Annotated in this window: 20 protein-coding genes; 6 read left to right on the forward strand and 14 right to left on the reverse strand. The window is 41.3% G+C overall.

What is annotated here, in order from left to right; genetic code table 11:
• Positions 1 to 72: 72 nt before the first annotated feature.
• From EHS13_RS33070 to EHS13_RS33090, 5 genes are all read right to left on the reverse strand, one after another.
• On the reverse strand, positions 73 to 927 hold the full coding sequence (locus EHS13_RS33070) for a type II CAAX endopeptidase family protein (RefSeq protein ID WP_162463374.1): 855 nt from the start codon (positions 925 to 927) through the stop codon (positions 73 to 75).
• 95 nt (positions 928 to 1022) lie between these two features.
• Positions 1023 to 2312, reverse strand: coding sequence for a hypothetical protein (locus tag EHS13_RS33075; protein ID WP_155704471.1), 1290 nt, complete (start codon positions 2310 to 2312; stop codon positions 1023 to 1025).
• Positions 2299 to 2832 carry a sigma-70 family RNA polymerase sigma factor gene (locus tag EHS13_RS33080; protein WP_155704472.1) on the reverse strand — a complete coding sequence of 178 codons (534 nt, stop codon included), beginning with the start codon at positions 2830 to 2832 and terminating at the stop codon, positions 2299 to 2301. The genes EHS13_RS33075 and EHS13_RS33080 overlap by 14 nt, the downstream gene beginning before the upstream one ends.
• Positions 2833 to 3014: 182 nt before the next feature.
• Positions 3015 to 3134: a helix-turn-helix domain-containing protein gene (locus tag EHS13_RS33085; RefSeq protein ID WP_155705609.1), complete on the reverse strand. Its 120-nt coding sequence runs from the start codon at positions 3132 to 3134 to the stop codon at positions 3015 to 3017.
• Between the two features lie 76 nt (positions 3135 to 3210).
• The gene (locus tag EHS13_RS33090; protein ID WP_155704474.1) at positions 3211 to 3654 is read right to left on the reverse strand and encodes an NUDIX domain-containing protein; all 444 of its coding nucleotides are present in this window, start codon (positions 3652 to 3654) and stop codon (positions 3211 to 3213) included.
• Positions 3655 to 3850: 196 nt separating this feature from the next.
• Between EHS13_RS33090 and EHS13_RS33095 the strand changes: the two genes are divergently transcribed.
• Positions 3851 to 5203: an extracellular solute-binding protein gene (locus EHS13_RS33095; protein ID WP_155704475.1), complete on the forward strand. Its 1353-nt coding sequence runs from the start codon at positions 3851 to 3853 to the stop codon at positions 5201 to 5203.
• 120 nt (positions 5204 to 5323) lie between these two features.
• Here the strand turns inward: EHS13_RS33095 and EHS13_RS33100 are convergent, their stop codons facing one another.
• The 3 genes from EHS13_RS33100 to EHS13_RS33110 all read right to left on the reverse strand — a co-directional run bounded on the left by EHS13_RS33100 (position 5324) and on the right by EHS13_RS33110 (position 7794).
• On the reverse strand, positions 5324 to 6220 hold the full coding sequence (locus tag EHS13_RS33100) for a VOC family protein (protein ID WP_162463375.1): 897 nt from the start codon (positions 6218 to 6220) through the stop codon (positions 5324 to 5326).
• Positions 6221 to 6366: 146 nt separating this feature from the next.
• Positions 6367 to 7029, reverse strand: coding sequence for an HD domain-containing protein (locus EHS13_RS33105; RefSeq protein ID WP_155704478.1), 663 nt, complete (start codon positions 7027 to 7029; stop codon positions 6367 to 6369).
• A 75-nt stretch (positions 7030 to 7104) separates the two neighbouring features.
• Positions 7105 to 7794: a helix-turn-helix domain-containing protein gene (locus tag EHS13_RS33110; protein WP_155704479.1), complete on the reverse strand. Its 690-nt coding sequence runs from the start codon at positions 7792 to 7794 to the stop codon at positions 7105 to 7107.
• Between the two features lie 167 nt (positions 7795 to 7961).
• Here EHS13_RS33110 and EHS13_RS33115 point away from each other — a divergent pair, with 167 nt between their 5' ends.
• Positions 7962 to 8582: an NAD(P)H-dependent oxidoreductase gene (locus EHS13_RS33115; RefSeq protein ID WP_155704480.1), complete on the forward strand. Its 621-nt coding sequence runs from the start codon at positions 7962 to 7964 to the stop codon at positions 8580 to 8582.
• Positions 8583 to 8624: 42 nt separating this feature from the next.
• Here EHS13_RS33115 and EHS13_RS33120 read toward each other — a convergent pair whose 3' ends face one another.
• On the reverse strand, positions 8625 to 8975 hold the full coding sequence (locus EHS13_RS33120; RefSeq protein WP_155704481.1) for a hypothetical protein: 351 nt from the start codon (positions 8973 to 8975) through the stop codon (positions 8625 to 8627).
• A 215-nt stretch (positions 8976 to 9190) separates the two neighbouring features.
• On the opposite strand from EHS13_RS33120, the gene EHS13_RS33125 reads away from it, so the two are divergent.
• The 3 genes from EHS13_RS33125 (at position 9191) to EHS13_RS33135 (ending at position 12254) form a co-directional block, all read left to right on the forward strand.
• On the forward strand, positions 9191 to 9907 hold the full coding sequence (locus EHS13_RS33125) for an ABC transporter ATP-binding protein (protein ID WP_155704483.1): 717 nt from the start codon (positions 9191 to 9193) through the stop codon (positions 9905 to 9907).
• Entirely contained in the window at positions 9882 to 11495 is a 1614-nt protein-coding gene (locus EHS13_RS33130) for a hypothetical protein (protein ID WP_227013659.1), read from the forward strand. The genes EHS13_RS33125 and EHS13_RS33130 overlap by 26 nt, the downstream gene beginning before the upstream one ends.
• Before the next feature lie 378 nt (positions 11496 to 11873).
• Positions 11874 to 12254 (forward strand): hypothetical protein, encoded by a 381-nt coding sequence (locus EHS13_RS33135; RefSeq protein ID WP_155704486.1) that lies wholly within the window; start codon positions 11874 to 11876, stop codon positions 12252 to 12254.
• A gap of 343 nt (positions 12255 to 12597) precedes the next feature.
• Here the strand turns inward: EHS13_RS33135 and EHS13_RS33140 are convergent, their stop codons facing one another.
• From EHS13_RS33140 to EHS13_RS33160, 5 genes are all read right to left on the reverse strand, one after another.
• Positions 12598 to 13092 (reverse strand): SRPBCC family protein, encoded by a 495-nt coding sequence (locus tag EHS13_RS33140; protein ID WP_405083534.1) that lies wholly within the window; start codon positions 13090 to 13092, stop codon positions 12598 to 12600.
• Positions 13093 to 13094: 2 nt separating this feature from the next.
• Positions 13095 to 13424, reverse strand: a complete 330-nt coding sequence (locus EHS13_RS33145; RefSeq protein WP_155704490.1) for an ArsR/SmtB family transcription factor — start codon at positions 13422 to 13424, stop codon at positions 13095 to 13097.
• 33 nt (positions 13425 to 13457) lie between these two features.
• On the reverse strand, positions 13458 to 13796 hold the full coding sequence (locus tag EHS13_RS33150) for a DUF1801 domain-containing protein (protein ID WP_155705610.1): 339 nt from the start codon (positions 13794 to 13796) through the stop codon (positions 13458 to 13460).
• Positions 13797 to 14344: 548 nt separating this feature from the next.
• On the reverse strand, positions 14345 to 14824 hold the full coding sequence (locus EHS13_RS33155; protein ID WP_155704492.1) for a GAF domain-containing protein: 480 nt from the start codon (positions 14822 to 14824) through the stop codon (positions 14345 to 14347).
• A 21-nt stretch (positions 14825 to 14845) separates the two neighbouring features.
• Positions 14846 to 15223 carry a MerR family transcriptional regulator gene (locus tag EHS13_RS33160; RefSeq protein WP_155704493.1) on the reverse strand — a complete coding sequence of 126 codons (378 nt, stop codon included), beginning with the start codon at positions 15221 to 15223 and terminating at the stop codon, positions 14846 to 14848.
• Positions 15224 to 15405: 182 nt separating this feature from the next.
• On the opposite strand from EHS13_RS33160, the gene EHS13_RS33165 reads away from it, so the two are divergent.
• Positions 15406 to 16245 carry an SDR family oxidoreductase gene (locus EHS13_RS33165; RefSeq protein ID WP_155704495.1) on the forward strand — a complete coding sequence of 280 codons (840 nt, stop codon included), beginning with the start codon at positions 15406 to 15408 and terminating at the stop codon, positions 16243 to 16245.
• Positions 16246 to 16273 lie beyond the last annotated feature (28 nt).

Consider the following 16273-nt stretch of genomic DNA (forward strand, 5'->3'; position numbering starts at 1 on the left):
TCCACAGCTAGAAATAGCTGTGGAAGCTTTAACTAAATCTTATGCCAGCAATGATTTTTCTTTAGCAGTCGTTCAGGAAATATGATTGAGCCCCTTTGTAGAAAACCCTGAATGACTTTGCCGAGGTATCATTATTTTCCTTTTCTTATATATCCATAGACCGGCAAGCCCTGTTAATGCAATTGCCATAACTCCTTCCGGACTGGGCATAGCCATGTATCTTGTTTCTTCATTTACATGAATGAATTTTTTCAAAATCAGCGTATCGATGAAAGCATTTCCCATTGTATGCATGACAACGGCCGGCCATACGCTTCTAGTCATCAATAGAATCTCTCCATATAAAACCGCCAAGACGATCACACCCAACATCATTCGGGGGATATAGGTGCTCATGCTTTCCGTGGTATCTATGAAGAGAAATAAATAAGGAAAATGCCACGCGCTCCAAATCACTCCAACGGCTATATGAACGAGAAGGCGGTTGTAGCCAAGTTTGAATAGCTTCGGAGCCATATAGCCCCTCCATGCAAATTCTTCGAATATGTTTTTGATGAAGCTCGGTGCAAGAACCATACCGAATGCCGCTAAATATGGAGAAGATGACTGGGAAATATACGTCCATCCTAGGCCAGAGCTGATTCCCACAATCACGAATGCCATCAAAGGAAAGAAAAAAACACTAAAAACATAGAGAAGAATGTTTCCCTTCATTCGAAAGTGGATCCCGAAATCTTTCCACCCGTCTCCCATCCAACTGCGTATTATCACAATGGACAAGAAGGGTGAAACTAACCAAATCAGCTGTCCAACGCTGCCGTTCTCATCCGTTCCAACTTGTAAATCTATTAGCCGTCCGATCCAACCACAGCTTAACGCAACGAGCGAAAATATAATCACATTCCTCAACGTCTTGTTAAATTTCAAGGTTTCATCTCCTCTTTTCTATAAGACATGTCTACTAGATCTATTTATAAATTATGCATAATATATTTACTTTCAATTTAACAATGAAAATAAAATTATGCGTTACCCGCCTTAAAATTCTCCTCCGAAAGTTCAAATTGCCAAGGCCCCCTAATAATTACTCCTGGTCTAATCAGCTTTAAATTCACTTGCTTGCTGCCTGGTTCGACTTCGAATTCCATATATTCAATGGCACCGGTTCTCTCATTTAATTTCGCGCTGCTGCTTAACCCTTCAATGTTGATATTAAATAGGGATGCAGCGGCTTGCTCATTATAATGAAAATCCATATACACTCTAAGTCCTTTTTCTTTTACTTTTTCGGTCTTTGTGATCGTTACGGGGAATCCTGCTATTTCGAATGTTTGATTGATATGCTCTTTTGCTTCAGTCGAGATCCGGATAGAAACCTCGCTTTTGTAGGTTACACTTATTTCGGGCAATGTTAAGGAATAGCGGTTCCGCGCGTTTTCCGACAATTTGAAATAAAACTCACTTGCAGGACTGCTAACTCCACGAATATTTTCTATTACCAGCTTTTTACCTGTGTCATCTAATACGTTTAATTTATGACTCTCATCGTGCATATACACGCCATATATCCCGTAATCACTAATGTAAAAATCCTCGGTATGACGAGCAACTAATGAGACTCTCGCCTTATCTCCAACCCTGTCAGGAATAGCGGTAATGGATACGCCGTTTACCGTAGCTGTCTCACCCATCTCAGGGTAGCTTGAATATGTTTCAGCTCTCGTGAGAGTTACAGGCACTTCGATTTTAGGCTCCAAATTAATGACCAGCTTTATGCTGCCGCTAGTATCCAGCTTTCCTTTATACCAGAATCCCGACGTCCAATCATTCGAACTCCATGAGGCGATGGTACTTCCTAATCTATATTCGTTTCCTTGTGCGTTTACTAGCGTAACATACTCGAACCTCGGTGTATTATTTCCCGCCATTGTGATATAAGTCATCTCTTCATCTGATAAGATACCGGTAATGATAATAGACCCTTCCCCTACGCTCAAAGAAATTGGTTGCTTCAAAACATACCGTTCGGACGATGAACCTTCTTCTTTGACGATGCCTATACCTGGGACGAATTGCAGTGCTTTTTGTATCGCGGCCCACACATAATTTTGGTTCATGAGAGCTGCTGACAGCAATAATAAAACAAGTGCAGCAACAATAGCACCTAATTTTCGCTTAATCCAAATGCTTTTTCGATGATTGACTTCTTTTTTCTCCATAATAGCTTGTTCAATACCCAACTGGCTTCTTTGACGTAAACTAGAAGGAATAGGAATTGCTTGGAGTTGCTGTTTAAGATTATTTGGACTCATAAACGCCCTCCTCCTCTACCCGCTTCCGCAGTATCCTTAATGCTCGATACAACAAAGTCTTTCCTGTTCCGAGTGGAATGCTCATGATCTCTGTTACTTCACGAATCGTAAAATCATAGTAAAATCTCAAAATGATCACTTGCTTTTCCTCAATATCCAGCAATTCAATTAAATCCTGTAATGATAATGCCAGTGGAATATCAAATTCGTCGATCGCTGTTATTGAATCGTAGTATTCGGGATTCCATTGAACCTCTTTTTTGCGTTTACGAAGCAGGTCAAAGGAACAGCTGATGGCTATTTTGATGAGCCAGGTTTTAAAGTACTGTGGCTCCTTAAGCTTAGCGATGAATTTATATGACCGGTATGCTGTTTCTTGGACTACCTCAAGCGCATCTTCCTGGTTGCCTAAATAAACATAAGCCGTACGGTATATATCTTCCTCATACAGCTGAAATAGTTCTAAGTACGAGATTCCATCGCCTTGTTGTGCTCTTTTCACCAATTCAATAATCTTCATCACCTACTTAGCTTTTACTCTTATACCGATTAGACGCAATTAACTGGATGTTTAGCTTTAATATCTATAATAAACTTTTTAACACGATAAAGATTGACGTTATGATCCTATTAACATTATTAAATAAAACAAGGACCGTGGCCACCTGTAAAAAGGTTACCCCGATCCTATTTGTGTTCAGTTTATATAAGCTTTTTATTGTTAAGCCTGAGTTGACTTGGCGGATATCCAGTATGTTTTTTGAAAAGCCTGCTGAAATAGTAGGCATCATAATAGGCAACGCTTGTTGCCACTTCACTAATGGTATAACGTTTGTCCTCCGATAATTATTTGTTCAATTCGTTTCATTAGAATCCTACTCTCTCTACATTGCCCGTTTTATTCAAAAAACTTAAGATATACTTGTTCAGCTAGCGCTAAGAGCTCAGTGCGAAGTCCTTCACCTTCCATTTTAAATACAATTTGTCGAGCTGTTTCAAAATTCATCCTAACCATTCCAGTCGTCTCAAAACCTTCTGGTATCTTTGTATATTTCTTTACTCGCGCCATAACAAAGATAGTGTATGTATCCGTACTTTCCCAGTACCATGAAGCAATGGGTATTCTCAGCGATTCTAAAATAATACCCGCTTCTTCTATTGTCTCGCGATCTAAAGCAGTATGGATATCCTCATCATTTTCTATTCTTCCTCCAACTGTAGTTAGAGCCTTTTCATTCTTATCCCAAACCATAACAATTAATCCATCATCGGTAATTGGAATACTATGTATGCCAGCAATTCTTTTATCAATAGGGAAAATACCATGTAGTGGTTGTAGCATTTTTTCCTCCTTTGTTAGCATACGATTCTTAACTATATTCTAATTGTTTTCCTTCTTTTTAGAAACAATATATAAACCTTTCGTCCATAAGACATTTAGCTAACAAATAAACACTAAATCTAACAAAATGCTCCTATATCTCAAGTCTTTAATAGATTATGATTTATTTATATCTAAAAAAAGAGGATGAGACAAAGTGAAGATTAAAAAAATGGTTGTGATTATTATCATACTCTTAATTGCTTTCACTTCGTCCGCATGCAACAAAGTTAAGGAAGCAACAGAGCCCGTTGAGATTCATTTCTTGGTTGACGTTCCTAAAAGCTTAGTTCCTTTAGGGCCTGATGCTACGTTTTACACCGATGCAGTTGAGAATTTCCACACGATAAACCCATTAATTACAGTCATTCTCGATTATTTACCTGAGTCGATAATTAAGAGAACAGAACAAGGAACTTTTTTTTCGTTCTTGCCAGATGATACTGAAAAGTTGCTTGAAAGCAAGGAATCACCAGATATCCTTGGGATTTCTTTGGCCGACCTCTCAGTAATAGATAAAAAAGGACTATTATTTGATTTATTGAAAATATCTGGCTCAGAAAAAATAGATATTAATAAGCAGATACTCGGACTAGCAACGCGAGATGGCAAACTGCTTACAATACCCTTTGCAGCCCATTCAAGTGCTATTCTATTTAATAAAGAGCTTTTCGATGCAGCAAACACACCCTATCCACAAGGTAATTGGACCTGGGAACAATTTAGAGAAATTTCGAAGGTAGTCAATCCAACAAAAGGACCTTTATTAAATTACACGATTGACACTCTTGATTTACTGCTAGGAAGTCTGGAAAAAGGGCTGCTATCACCCGATAAAACGACTTCAGTTGGGTATTTAGATAGTCCAGAGGCAGTTCGTACCATTCAGTGGTTAAATGCTTATTACCATGATAGTGGACAGATTACACCAATCAATGGAGGTATCTTTCCGCAATTTGATGGTCATCAAATCGGGATGATTCTCGGTGGCATGGGTACTACATTTTCTACTTTTATGGGGGATAATGCAAGTAAATTAGGCGTTGCTCCCTTGCCTCATTTCGCAGATGGAAAGCGCGCCAACCCAACATCTTTTATTGGATTCGGGATATCTCAGAACAGCAAGCACCCTCAGGAAGCTTGGGAATTCATTAAGTATCTCACTCTATCTAAGAATGCTGATTCAATTAAGTTTGCAGGGAGAACTTTGGCAACAAGCAAGCTAATGGCTGAAGCTGTAGGTCAAAACTCAGATCCGGTCAAAAGTGTTTACGTTGGTGAGCTTAGCTATGCAACGATTTCAACGGACTACAGTTTTTTCAAAACATGGAATGAAGATAAAGATTTAACGGAACAATTTGAAAAGCTTCTTACGACAAAAGATGAAGATATCCCTGCAAAACTTCACGAACTTGCATTGAAAATTGACCAAGCGCTTAAAAAAGCTAACAGTGTTAGTGATGATCAACAAACAAACAATACAAATATTCCTGTAAAGGACGATAAGTAAATGGCCTTGAGTAGATTTATCTATATATGCAGATCAAAGGCCGGTGACACCTAGAACAAGGTGCCTCCCGGCCTTTGGTTTATATACTCAGTCATATGGCAAGAACATTACAACATCTTACTAGCATTGAACGGATTGTTTTATGATATTTGTCTTAAACGGACTCTCTTCCCAAGGTACTATTTTAATACGATTTCCATCAGGATCAATGATTTGGAAGCTCATTTGACCAGAATCCGTTTTACCTTCCGTTTCCATGATTATGTGGCCCTTACTTGTAAGATGCTCATGCAGAGCGGCAGTATCATTGGCTTGTAGAACAAGGCATTCTCGTATTTGACCAGCGTTATTCTTGAAATGCAGAGCCGTACTTCTCTCATGACGAAACAAAAAGAAACCAAATTCTTGCACATCCAAGTAACCAAATCTGATCTTGTAAAACGGGCCTGTTTTTACAATGGCTAATTGATCATCAGGCTCACGAATTAACTGAAATCCCAGGACATCCGTATAAAACCGTGCGGACTTATGTACATCTGATACGGGAATTTCAAGATTGAAAATCGCTTCAACCCTTTCATGATCAGCAGGTGACTCTCCATCATTGGCTTGAATTTGAATAATATTGCCAGAGGGATCCGTTGCCTCAAAGAAACGACCACACCCATCATCCTCTTGATCAGCATGCGACAACGTGACATTTACCCCCGCATGTATCATCTTATCCCTAATCCCTTCCAAATTGGATGCGTGCATCATTACCATGCTGCGTAAACGACCATCCTTTTCGTAATTCAACCGATGACTAGACTCTGTCCTTGTTAAAACCAGAGTTGGGTGAACAGTTATTCCATTTTCCAACACCGCTAGTTCCGCACTAGAGTTAGTTTGCTTCAATAAGCTTAATTCTAGATACTCCGTGTACCAAATTACTGAAGCCGTTAGATCCATTACCGGCAAATGAATCGCAAGCAACCGCATTATTTTATCTTGTTCATGACGAAAGGTAAATTCCATACTTCTCCCCCTCATTTTTGAATTCAATATAAGAAACGATATTTATCCTCCAAACCAAACATGTAATTCAAAACTGCTGAATGATCATCCCCAGGGAATAACTCAACCCAGGCCAATTGCCTGTCCACCTCGCTACCTTGCCGAATCTACACTTGCCCTTCCCATTCTTTGTAAAACTGCTCGATGTATTGCTCCATATAAAGGTGCCGCTCTTCAGCAATTCGTCTAGCAGAAGAAGTATTTACACGATCCTTGAGCTTTAGAAGCTTTTCATGAAAATGATTAATAGCCGTACTCTTATCATGCCGATACTCCCCAGCTGTCATTGAGTTCCGAGGTGGTAACTGCGGGTCATGAATGGGATGACCTATCCATCCGGCATATAGGAACGTTCTGGCAATCGCTATCGCGCCGATAGCGTCGAGTCGATCAGCATCTTGCACCACTTTACCTTCCAATGAACGCATTGGCGGATTTGTCCCGGCATTATAGGACATGGTAGAGATGATTTCCATAATGTGCTGGCGCTCCTCATCTGACGTGGGTTGTCCCTCGAGCCACTCGCGTACTTTGCGAAGTCCGCTCTCCTTCGAGTCATTGAGCTTCTCGTCCGCAACATCGTGTAGAAGCGCAGCGATCGTACAAATGAAAGCATCCGCGCTTTCTTCTTGAGCCAACCTCTTCGCCATCTGTACTACACGATGGATATGCCACCAATCATGGCCAGTCGGATCGTTTTCCAGTTCTGATCTACAAAATCGTTCAGCCGCACTTATTATTTCTTCTTGTTCGTTTAGTCGAAGATCCACTGTAATCTACACATCCTTATCCTAATTAATTAGAACCCTTTAGGTGCACTAATCATCCTTTGCTCTTGAACATCTTTACTCATCAAAAGAGGTGAAGAAAACATCCTTAAGAATCAACTTAGCTTTTTTAAGGCTCCGTGTATCCAGTTGTTTAAGCATATCTACGATATCATTCATTTCCTCGCCTTCCGTTGATCCCGGATGTTCCTTGATGTGGATTGAACTCTCTTCCTCAGACTTTGCAGGAACGAATTCCGAATTAACCCAAGACGCCTCCAAGGTATCCTCAAGGCCTTTGATAAGGAATAACAATTCATTCGTATCATATCTCTGAAGAAAACGATTTATTCCAATACCCATCTGCTTATGCAGGGCTTGATGCAAATCGAATATTTCTTTTCCCAAAGGAGTTGTGTGAAAGAGAATTTCTTTTTTATTATCTAAGAGAAATTCTGTGCCGATAATTTTCTGTTGAACTAATCTTCTAGTGATCTTGGACACACTGCCTTTTGGAATTCCAAATTGCTTCGAGATGGAAGTACCATTCACCGGCTCCAGCTGTCCAATAGCATCTATTACATGAAGCATCATGACCGTGGACTCTTTGAGAAAATCGATAATAACGGGATTGCTGCAGTTCTGGATCAACCAGACCTGCTCTTCGTCATCCTCCGATTGAAACCGCTTCTGTAATTTAGGAATGGTCTCCATCAATTTTTTTATTAAAAAATCCTTATCAGGCAAATTTTCAAAAGAGTGCATCATTGAACAGTCTCCTTGTAAGCTCATCTTATACTCAGTGTAACAAAAACCATAAAAGATATAAAGTTTCTTAGAAACAATATTGACAGCAAGGAAACATAAATGTATTATTATTTCCAAGGTTACTATTTTATTTCTTGGAAACAATATTTTAACGATGAGGTGTGTGTATGAATATTGTAATTATCTTCGATCATCCGTATGGGGCGTCCGCTTCCGACAATGTTCCAAACCACAGGAGTTATTCCGCGGCTTTATTGGCCGCTGTGATGCGTGGCCTTACCACAAAGGGTCACAAGATTGATCTTATTGATTTATATACCGATGGATTTAATCCAGTTATGTCTGCCGAAGACCTTGCCTCATGGCGGCAAAAGAAGACCAACGATCCTCTCATATCCGATTACCAACAACGTCTTATTGCAGCAAATCATATCGTCTTCCTCTTCCCGATCTGGTGGGAATCAATGCCTGCTCTTACTAAAGGATTCCTCGATAAGGTATTCGTTAAAGGGATTATTTATAAGGAATCTAAACCGGGGCGTCCATTTATTAGTCTGCTTCCTAACATTAAAGGGGTTACCTTGTTGACAGTAATGAGCACTCCGGACTTCATCTATCGCTGGATATTTGGAAATCCAATCACCAAGATTCTATTCCGTGGTACTTTTCGCAAAATGGGAATCCGCCGCAATCTCCGCTGGTATAATTATACTGGCATGGAAGATCGCAGCTTAGAGACAAGAATGCTATATCTTGAAAAGACAGAGCAGCGGTTCGCTCGACTTTAAGGGTTCTGTAAGTACTTTCACTAATTCAATCACTCCAGCTACCTACGCCTTCTGCAAATCTGTCTTCCATTGTATATAGAGGCTTGCAGGTGCATACACATTAATGATATTTTCTGAGGCTACATAAGTTCCCTCCGTGTCTCGACCGATCATTTGCTGAAATTCTGCTTTATCTGTATATACGTGGACTAACGTCTTGTTCGCAGATTCATATTGAAATAGGTTAGTGATTCGCATGTAATTTGCTTCTAATGCTTCTGCTAGCATAGATATCGCTTGTCTTTTATCCGCATTCGAATCCGGACTATAAAATTGACCATGCTCCGTTTCCTTGATGAGAGGCAAATCGCCAACTGTTTTTTCGCCCGTGCATGCAGATACTAAAATTGACATAATAAATAGGATTCCTAGCGTAAATGAACTCCATCTCATTTGAACTTGTACCTCCAGTAAAATAAATCCAATTATAGCATATCGTTGCATCACGATCTTCCCCTATGTTTTTTTCTTCGCAATTCTTCTTCTCTTAACCTCGTCCGTAACTATCCGCTATTTCCAACGTACAAGAACAAAAGCACAACATTTCGAAGCGAACGGAGGCGTTACACTTGCAATTGACTCTGGACAACATCATCAAGAAATTCGGCGACAAAGAGGTGCTTCAAGGCGTTGAATTCAGATTCCAGAAAGGAAAGATTTATGGACTGCTCGGCCGTAACGGAGTCGGGAAGACGACGCTGTTCAACTGTTTGAGCGGCGAGACGAAAATGGATGGGGGACAAGCTCATCTTGAGGTAAATGGCGTTGTACGGGAGCTCCGTGAAGAGGACGTCGGATATGTGTACTCGTTGCCGATTTTGCCTGAGTTTCTGACTGGCTATGAATTCATTAAGTTCTTCATGGATATTAATCAGGACAAACGGCAGCCTGCCACCAGCATCGATACTTATTTTGAGATCTTAAGCATGGCGAAGGATGACCAGCACAGGCTGATCAAGAGTTACTCCCACGGGATGAAAAATAAAATTCAGATGCTGCTGCTCCTGATTACGAAACCGCCGATTATTCTGCTCGACGAGCCGCTAACCTCCTTCGACGTCATCGTGGCGTTAGAGATGAAAAATATGTTGCGTGAGATGAAGCGTGATCATATTCTCATTTTCTCCACCCATATTTTACAGCTTGCTTCCGATTTATGCGATGAGCTTGTTGTGCTGAACAATGGCCGTCTGTCCGCCGTTCCAGCCGAGCTGTTGCACAGTCCGGAATTCGAACAGCGCATTATCCATTTGCTAAAGGATGATCACCATGCTGAGAACGCTTAATACGCTGCTTGCCATCCGGACATCCTCGGCAGCCAACCGGTTTATTTATTACGCGCAGAAGCTTCCGCTGATCGGCAGACGGATACCGGACACCGTCTACGCCAAATTGCATGTCAAAAAAACCGTTACCATCATCGCACTCATTCTGAATGTCCTTTGGGGACTGTTTTCCAAGGTAGCATATACAGGTCTGTTCGTTTACTTGCCTGCCGTTGTACTGAATCGGTCGCTGCCTCAGGGAGATCAACTGCAGCTGTTTTTGCACATTTTCTTGCTGCTTAGCTTTGTCGCGGCGGGTATTACCTCTGCCTCCGTGCTAGAGCCGAAACGGGAGAAATATATCGCCGTGAAGCTAATGCGACTTTCGCCAGCCACGTATATGCGGACTTCGCTCAGTTACCGCTACTGTACATATTTTGTCTATTATATTCCTGCACTGCTAATCTTTACTTCCTTGCTGGACGCCTCTATCACGCAAGCGCTGGCGTTGGCTCTGACAATCACATTTTGGCGGGTATTCTGCGAGTATATGCATCTGAAGTTGTTTGAGAAAACCGGTGTGGTGCTGATCCGAAACAACTTGATTATTTGGTTAATCATCGGACTTTGCTATACGGCCGCTTATACGCCGCTACTCCTCCATTGGACGCCAAATAGCGGCTCGCTGCTAATTGGTTTGCCTACTGTTCTCGTCATTACGGCATTGGGCATTTTCGCTGCGGTGCGGCTGGCGCGGTATCCCGATTACCGAACGGCAGTAGACGTTGCAACGAAACGGGACGATCCACTGCTGGATATCGGGCGCATGATGTCAGATGCACAGAAAACGAGTGTCCGATCCAAAGATAGCGATTACGCTTCGGCGACGATACAGGCCGACAAGTTCAAAACAAAGGAAGGCTATGCTTATCTGAATGCACTTTTTTTCGCACGGCATCGCAGCCTGATCAAGCAACCGGTCTATAAAAGACTAGCAATCATTGGCGTTGTAAGCGTTGCGGGCATAGTCTTTGCAGCGCTGGACAGTCAACCTACTACCCTTTTGAGTGCAAACTTGGGGATTGTCCTTCCTTTTCTGGTTTTAATTTTGAACTTCCTGACTGTAGGGGAAAAGGTGTGCCGCGCCATATTTTACAACTGCGACCTCAGCCTGCTGCATTACAGCTTCTACCGGAACGCCGCGAACCAGCATTTCCGCATCCGCCTGTACCGAATCATTGGGCTGAATCTGACGATCGCCGCTGCTCTCGGAGCTGCGCTGACGCTGATTGTCCTAGCAGCCGGCGAGCCACTAAACTTGGATTTGCTCCTGCTGTGGGTGTGCGTGTTGGTGCTGTCCGTTTTCTTCTCCGTCCATCATCTGTTGATGTACTATATCTTTCAGCCCTACTCGACCGAACTGAATGTGAAAAATCCTTTCTTTTATCTCGTGAACATTGTGGTGTCCTCGGCATCCGGGATCAGTATAGTAGTGAAAGCCCCAGCGCTCCCATTTACTATTGCAGTCGTGATTATAACACTCGTTTACTTGGCCGCTGCGCTCATTCTCGTACGCAGATTCGGTCATCGCATCTTCAGGGTGAAATGACTGACGCTTTTTTACAAAAACAGTATCTATTAATCCATATTACTTCGAAACTCGATGACTTGATATACTTCGCAAGTATGCAGTGCCCAAAAGAGCCCGATAAAGAAACTCTATATAGAACATGCAGATATAACTCTGAGTATAGAGTTTACGACTGTATGTTCTTTTTGACTTATTGTAAATAGTACTATTCAATTGAACTATTTCATGATATAGTTAATTTTTGGCAATTTTTGTATAACTATCCGTATAATCCTGAATTACTACATTTAACAAAAGGAGTATATTCTTATGAAATTCCTAAAATTTATAATTATAATCATGCTTTTGAGTTGTTTGTTTCTAATTGCGTGTACGAAATCGAATGAAGAAAATAAAATGATCCAGAAAGCGAAGAATTTATTTGAAGAATATCAAACTTTGTCTCAAGAATTTAATGATAAAATAACTAATTTATATTCCGATTCAGCAGAAATCAAGTTTACCGTGGTTCAATCAGGCAATCAAAAGATTATGTCGTATAGTGGTAAAGAATTCAAAGAACTAATAATTATTGCTATGCCTATTGCCAAAGATAAGAATGATTTAGATATTTATTCAGATATTAATTATGCAATGGAGGAGAATAATCGTGTAAAGATTACAGCGAATAGATATTCATCTTTATATAAATATAATAGTCCCTATACAACGATAATAGGACCAAATGAAAGTGGAGAATGGTTGATTTGGGAAGAAAATTTTGAAATGCAGAGATAAGTCTTTAGGCGACCATCTCCCACGCTCCCGAATAGCTTCAATATATATCTAGATTTCTGGATCCAATATTGCTCAATACCGATAGAAATGCTAATAATGTAGCAAAAAGGCCCGGGATACCTGTAATAAGGTGCCACCTGGCCTTAAGCAGCAAACCGCTGTTCAAGAAGTAGGAGCAATGAGAATAACTGTGGAGAATATCCACAGTTATTCTTGAGATGAGAAACCTTTGGCAGTAATCTTCGAAACCCGAACCAATAATCAACAAAATAGAATTGGGAGTCATAAAAGCGAGCCAACTAAAAAAAGCGACATCCCGTAATTGGAACGTCGCTTTTACTCTTTATTGTTGGCTGGCTAAGTATTGGTCCAACTGTTCGAATGTACCGCCGAACCCTTGTTTGACCATCGGCTTCATGGCTTCAAACACTGCCACTTCTTCTTCTGATGCATTCACGGGACCGCCGCTGAATGTTACTGTGGTCTTTCCATTATCCTCCGTAAATGTCAGGATGTTAATTATCTCAAGCGGCCAATTCGGGTTAAATGGAGCACGTACTGTATTCCCTTGTTCATCACTGAACGATTGAACGAACACAAGTTTCTCTGGCTCGTTCACCTCTTGATAAACAAATTTTCCCCACATACTCATCCCATCAGGGGATTTCTGACAACCGAGAAACATTCCCCCTGAATGAGCATCCATCTTACTTATTTCAAGTGAGAATCCCTTTGGTCCCCACCATTTGCCAAAATGCTCAGCTTTCGTCCACACCTTAAATACGAGTTCGCGCGGTGCATTAAATTCACGAGTCAACAACACTTCATGTTTTTCCACTTCTATTCCTCCCGGCTTCTTTGGTTTTGAAATTGAGTTAGATACTCATCTAACTCATCATATTGATTTTTCCACAGACTACGAAACGTGCTAAGCCAGTAATCCATCTCCTGAAGAGACTGGGATCTTAGTTTGTAGAATCGACGATTAGCAACCGAATCCACATCTACGATTTGTGCTTCGTTAAGCACTTTTAAGTGTTTGGATGCTTGTGGCTGCCGGATTTGGAGTTTACTCGCAATCTCCCCTACGGTAATAGGGCCATTGCGCAATAGCTCCACAATTCGCAATCGGGTTGGCTCTGCTAAAGCACGGAGGATTTCCGGATTCATCTCATTCTCCTCCAACCCAAGGCTTTCTCTTCATTAGAGAGCTTGGGAGGCCTGAGCAAGTAGAGAGGAAAGCAAAGTGTAGTCTGGAGAAACTCCCTCTTTAATTTTGATCCATTTGCGTTCCGGCGGTCCTTCGAAGCCCTTTGGAAATTCCAGCCCCACTGTGTTCATGATCATGAAGGCAATGGCATCCTTCGAGGGTGAAATCACCGCAGCATAGTGACCATTTTTCAGAAAATGGGGCTTCTTATATTGAATCCGTTCTTCAACCGATGTGATGGTTTCGTGAACCATCTCTCTCAGTCGCATTGAAAGTTCAATTTGCCATGCTGCTCCTAATTTCTCGATATAGATAGTTACTTCTTCGTTCATCACTTCCTTATCAACTCCTTTCAATAAATTTTTTCCATAAATGAAATATACCATATGAGGAATATTCCTGTAAAGGAATTTTTAAAATAAATAGAGGATTTTATTATTAAATCTGATGTTTATATTCTAAGTCCCCGTCCTGCACGACTTCACGGCTTTTACTCTGGTCCAATTCAGGTCTATAAAGTATTATGATTTATTTATACATAATCTCGGTGACAGATCAGCGCAAATATTGTTTAAAACTAAGCGTATTTCTAACGAGGGGAGATCAAATTCCTATGAATATAGCCGTCAGGTTTATGCAAGATTTTGAAGCCGGTATTCAGACTGTCAAAATTTTGATGCAGCCTAGCTTTTCGTGGATGATCGCGTTGTCGCACATTTGCTGCACGAAATAACGGCTGACATCTACACGCTTGAGCACAACGCAAAGAAGTACATCGCCACATGAGCGATGTACTTAAAGTTATATACTATTATGCCGATTAAGCCTTCTCTTCGTCCCGCGAGTAAACGTAGCTTTTTTCCAAGCTTGATCTCTCCCCTTATACGTATCCAACCAATACTTCAACGAACTTCTCTAAATATTGCTGATCTATCGCATCAAATCGATTCTTAACGGGACTGTCGATATCCAGCACGCCCACTAAATCAGTTCCTTGAAGTATGGGCAGAACAATCTCCGATTGCGATGCTTCATCACAAGCAATATGTCCTGGAAACTGATGAACATCTTCTACTCGAATGGTTTTCCTTGTTTGCGCTGCTGTACCACAGACCCCTTTTCCCAAAGGGATGCGTACACAAGCCGGTAGTCCTTGAAATGGACCGAGAACGAGCTCGTCCTTTTGCAGAATATAAAAACCCACCCAGTTCACTTCATGAAGAAATCCTTTTAGTAAAGCGGACGCATTTGCTAAATTAGCCACACGATCAGTTTCTCCGTCCAGTAACGCGGATAGCTGCTTAATGACAAGCTGATAGTTCTCTTCTCTTGACTCAATATAGTTTTCTGGCTTAAACATGAACAATCTCCACCTTCTTGTTTATGGCAATTTTTCAAATTTATTATCTTGGGAATCAATTAACGCCAATTTGTAATTGATTTTTTCCAGTGTTTTCATTAGAAATGATATTTGGTCCTCTACTTTGTCTTTCTGGTTTACCAGCAACTTTTTCCTTTGTTGCAATGTACTATTCCCATTCTTGTATAATTCCACATATTGCTTTATTTCCGCCAGAGGTAAACCTGTTGAACGCAGAGCTTGTACCGTCTCAACACAATCGATGTAATGGTCATTAAACATGCGCGCCCCATTCGCATCTCGGTCAACAATGGGCAACACGCCTTCTTTCTCATAAAAACGCAGTGTGTATGGAGTTATCCCCGTTTTTTGCGAAACTTCCTTAACTGTATAAGCCATAAGATATCATTCACCGCCCGTTGATGGTTAGAGTTACTCTAATGTATTTTACAATCCGAACTTGCGTTTAGTCAAACAAATCCTTTACCAATAAGGAGCAGATAGATGGAATTGACTTAGAGCCGCTACCACCTGCTAAGCTAAGATAGAACAACAAAAAGTTATTAAAAGGAGATAGATCAATGATAAAAACGGTTTTGATTACGGGATGTTCGACTGGATTGGGAAATACGACAGCCAGGAAATTTGCTAAAGAGGGATGGAATGTGATTGCGACAATGCGCAAACCGGACCAGCGCTTGGCAGCGGAAAATCCTGAACGAATTTTCGTAACGGAGCTTGATGTTACAAAGCCCGCCAGTATCGAGGCGGCGATTGCGGCAGGGATCGCTAGGTTCGGGAAGATAGACGCTGTTGTGAATAACGCTGGAGTCAGCATCCTCTCGATTTTTGAAGCAACACCTTTGAATGTTATCCGCGGGATTTTCGAGACCAATGTCTTCGGTGTTATGAATGTCATTCAGGCGATTACGCCATATTTTCGCGAACAAGGCAAAGGAACCATTGTGAATATCACCTCGAATATGGGCTTTGCGTCAAACCCGCTTCTAGCGATCTATATCGCGACTAAGCATGCAATCGAAGGGCTATCAGAATCGCTATCGTACGAGCTTGAATCGCAAAATATCTCGATCAAGCTTGTGGAACCAGGAGCCATGCTAACAACAAGCTTCACGTCGAACACCATGTCCGCTACTCAAGACTTGTCCATTCCTCAATCGTACAAACCTTATTATGATTACATGCTGCAATCGATGATGAACTATCCATTTGAGAATGCGGATGAGAACCAGGTTGCCAATCAGATTTACACTGCTGCCAACGATGAGTCTGACCGACTGCGTTTTCTCGCAGGTCCGGATGTGGAAGAAACCGCTAAACTGCGATGGTCAGGGTCGGAAGAAAAGTACATGACTACTATGCGCGACCTGTTGGGGCAAACAGCTTGGCGAAATAGGTAAGAAAGTAAGGATTTTAATAGACGAAGGA

The organism is Paenibacillus psychroresistens (assembly GCF_009728935.1).
Lineage (GTDB): Bacteria > Bacillota > Bacilli > Paenibacillales > NBRC-103111 > Paenibacillus_AC > Paenibacillus_AC psychroresistens.

Excerpts from the sequence above, each read along its gene's own strand:
- EHS13_RS33075 (WP_155704471.1), bottom strand. The coding sequence starts at position 2,312 with ATGAGTCCAAATAATCTTAAACAGCAACTCCAAGCAATTCCTATTCCT.
- EHS13_RS33080 (WP_155704472.1), bottom strand. The coding sequence starts at position 2,832 with ATGAAGATTATTGAATTGGTGAAAAGAGCACAACAAGGCGATGGAATC.
- EHS13_RS33090 (WP_155704474.1), bottom strand. The coding sequence starts at position 3,654 with ATGCTACAACCACTACATGGTATTTTCCCTATTGATAAAAGAATTGCT.
- EHS13_RS33100 (WP_162463375.1), bottom strand. The coding sequence starts at position 6,220 with ATGGAATTTACCTTTCGTCATGAACAAGATAAAATAATGCGGTTGCTT.
- EHS13_RS33110 (WP_155704479.1), bottom strand. The coding sequence starts at position 7,794 with ATGATGCACTCTTTTGAAAATTTGCCTGATAAGGATTTTTTAATAAAA.
- EHS13_RS33115 (WP_155704480.1), top strand. The coding sequence starts at position 7,962 with ATGAATATTGTAATTATCTTCGATCATCCGTATGGGGCGTCCGCTTCC.
- EHS13_RS33120 (WP_155704481.1), bottom strand. The coding sequence starts at position 8,975 with ATGTCAATTTTAGTATCTGCATGCACGGGCGAAAAAACAGTTGGCGAT.
- EHS13_RS33130 (WP_227013659.1), top strand. The coding sequence starts at position 9,882 with ATGATCACCATGCTGAGAACGCTTAATACGCTGCTTGCCATCCGGACA.
- EHS13_RS33135 (WP_155704486.1), top strand. The coding sequence starts at position 11,874 with ATGATCCAGAAAGCGAAGAATTTATTTGAAGAATATCAAACTTTGTCT.
- EHS13_RS33145 (WP_155704490.1), bottom strand. The coding sequence starts at position 13,424 with ATGAATCCGGAAATCCTCCGTGCTTTAGCAGAGCCAACCCGATTGCGA.
- EHS13_RS33150 (WP_155705610.1), bottom strand. The coding sequence starts at position 13,796 with ATGAACGAAGAAGTAACTATCTATATCGAGAAATTAGGAGCAGCATGG.
- EHS13_RS33155 (WP_155704492.1), bottom strand. The coding sequence starts at position 14,824 with ATGTTTAAGCCAGAAAACTATATTGAGTCAAGAGAAGAGAACTATCAG.
- EHS13_RS33160 (WP_155704493.1), bottom strand. The coding sequence starts at position 15,223 with ATGGCTTATACAGTTAAGGAAGTTTCGCAAAAAACGGGGATAACTCCA.
- EHS13_RS33165 (WP_155704495.1), top strand. The coding sequence starts at position 15,406 with ATGATAAAAACGGTTTTGATTACGGGATGTTCGACTGGATTGGGAAAT.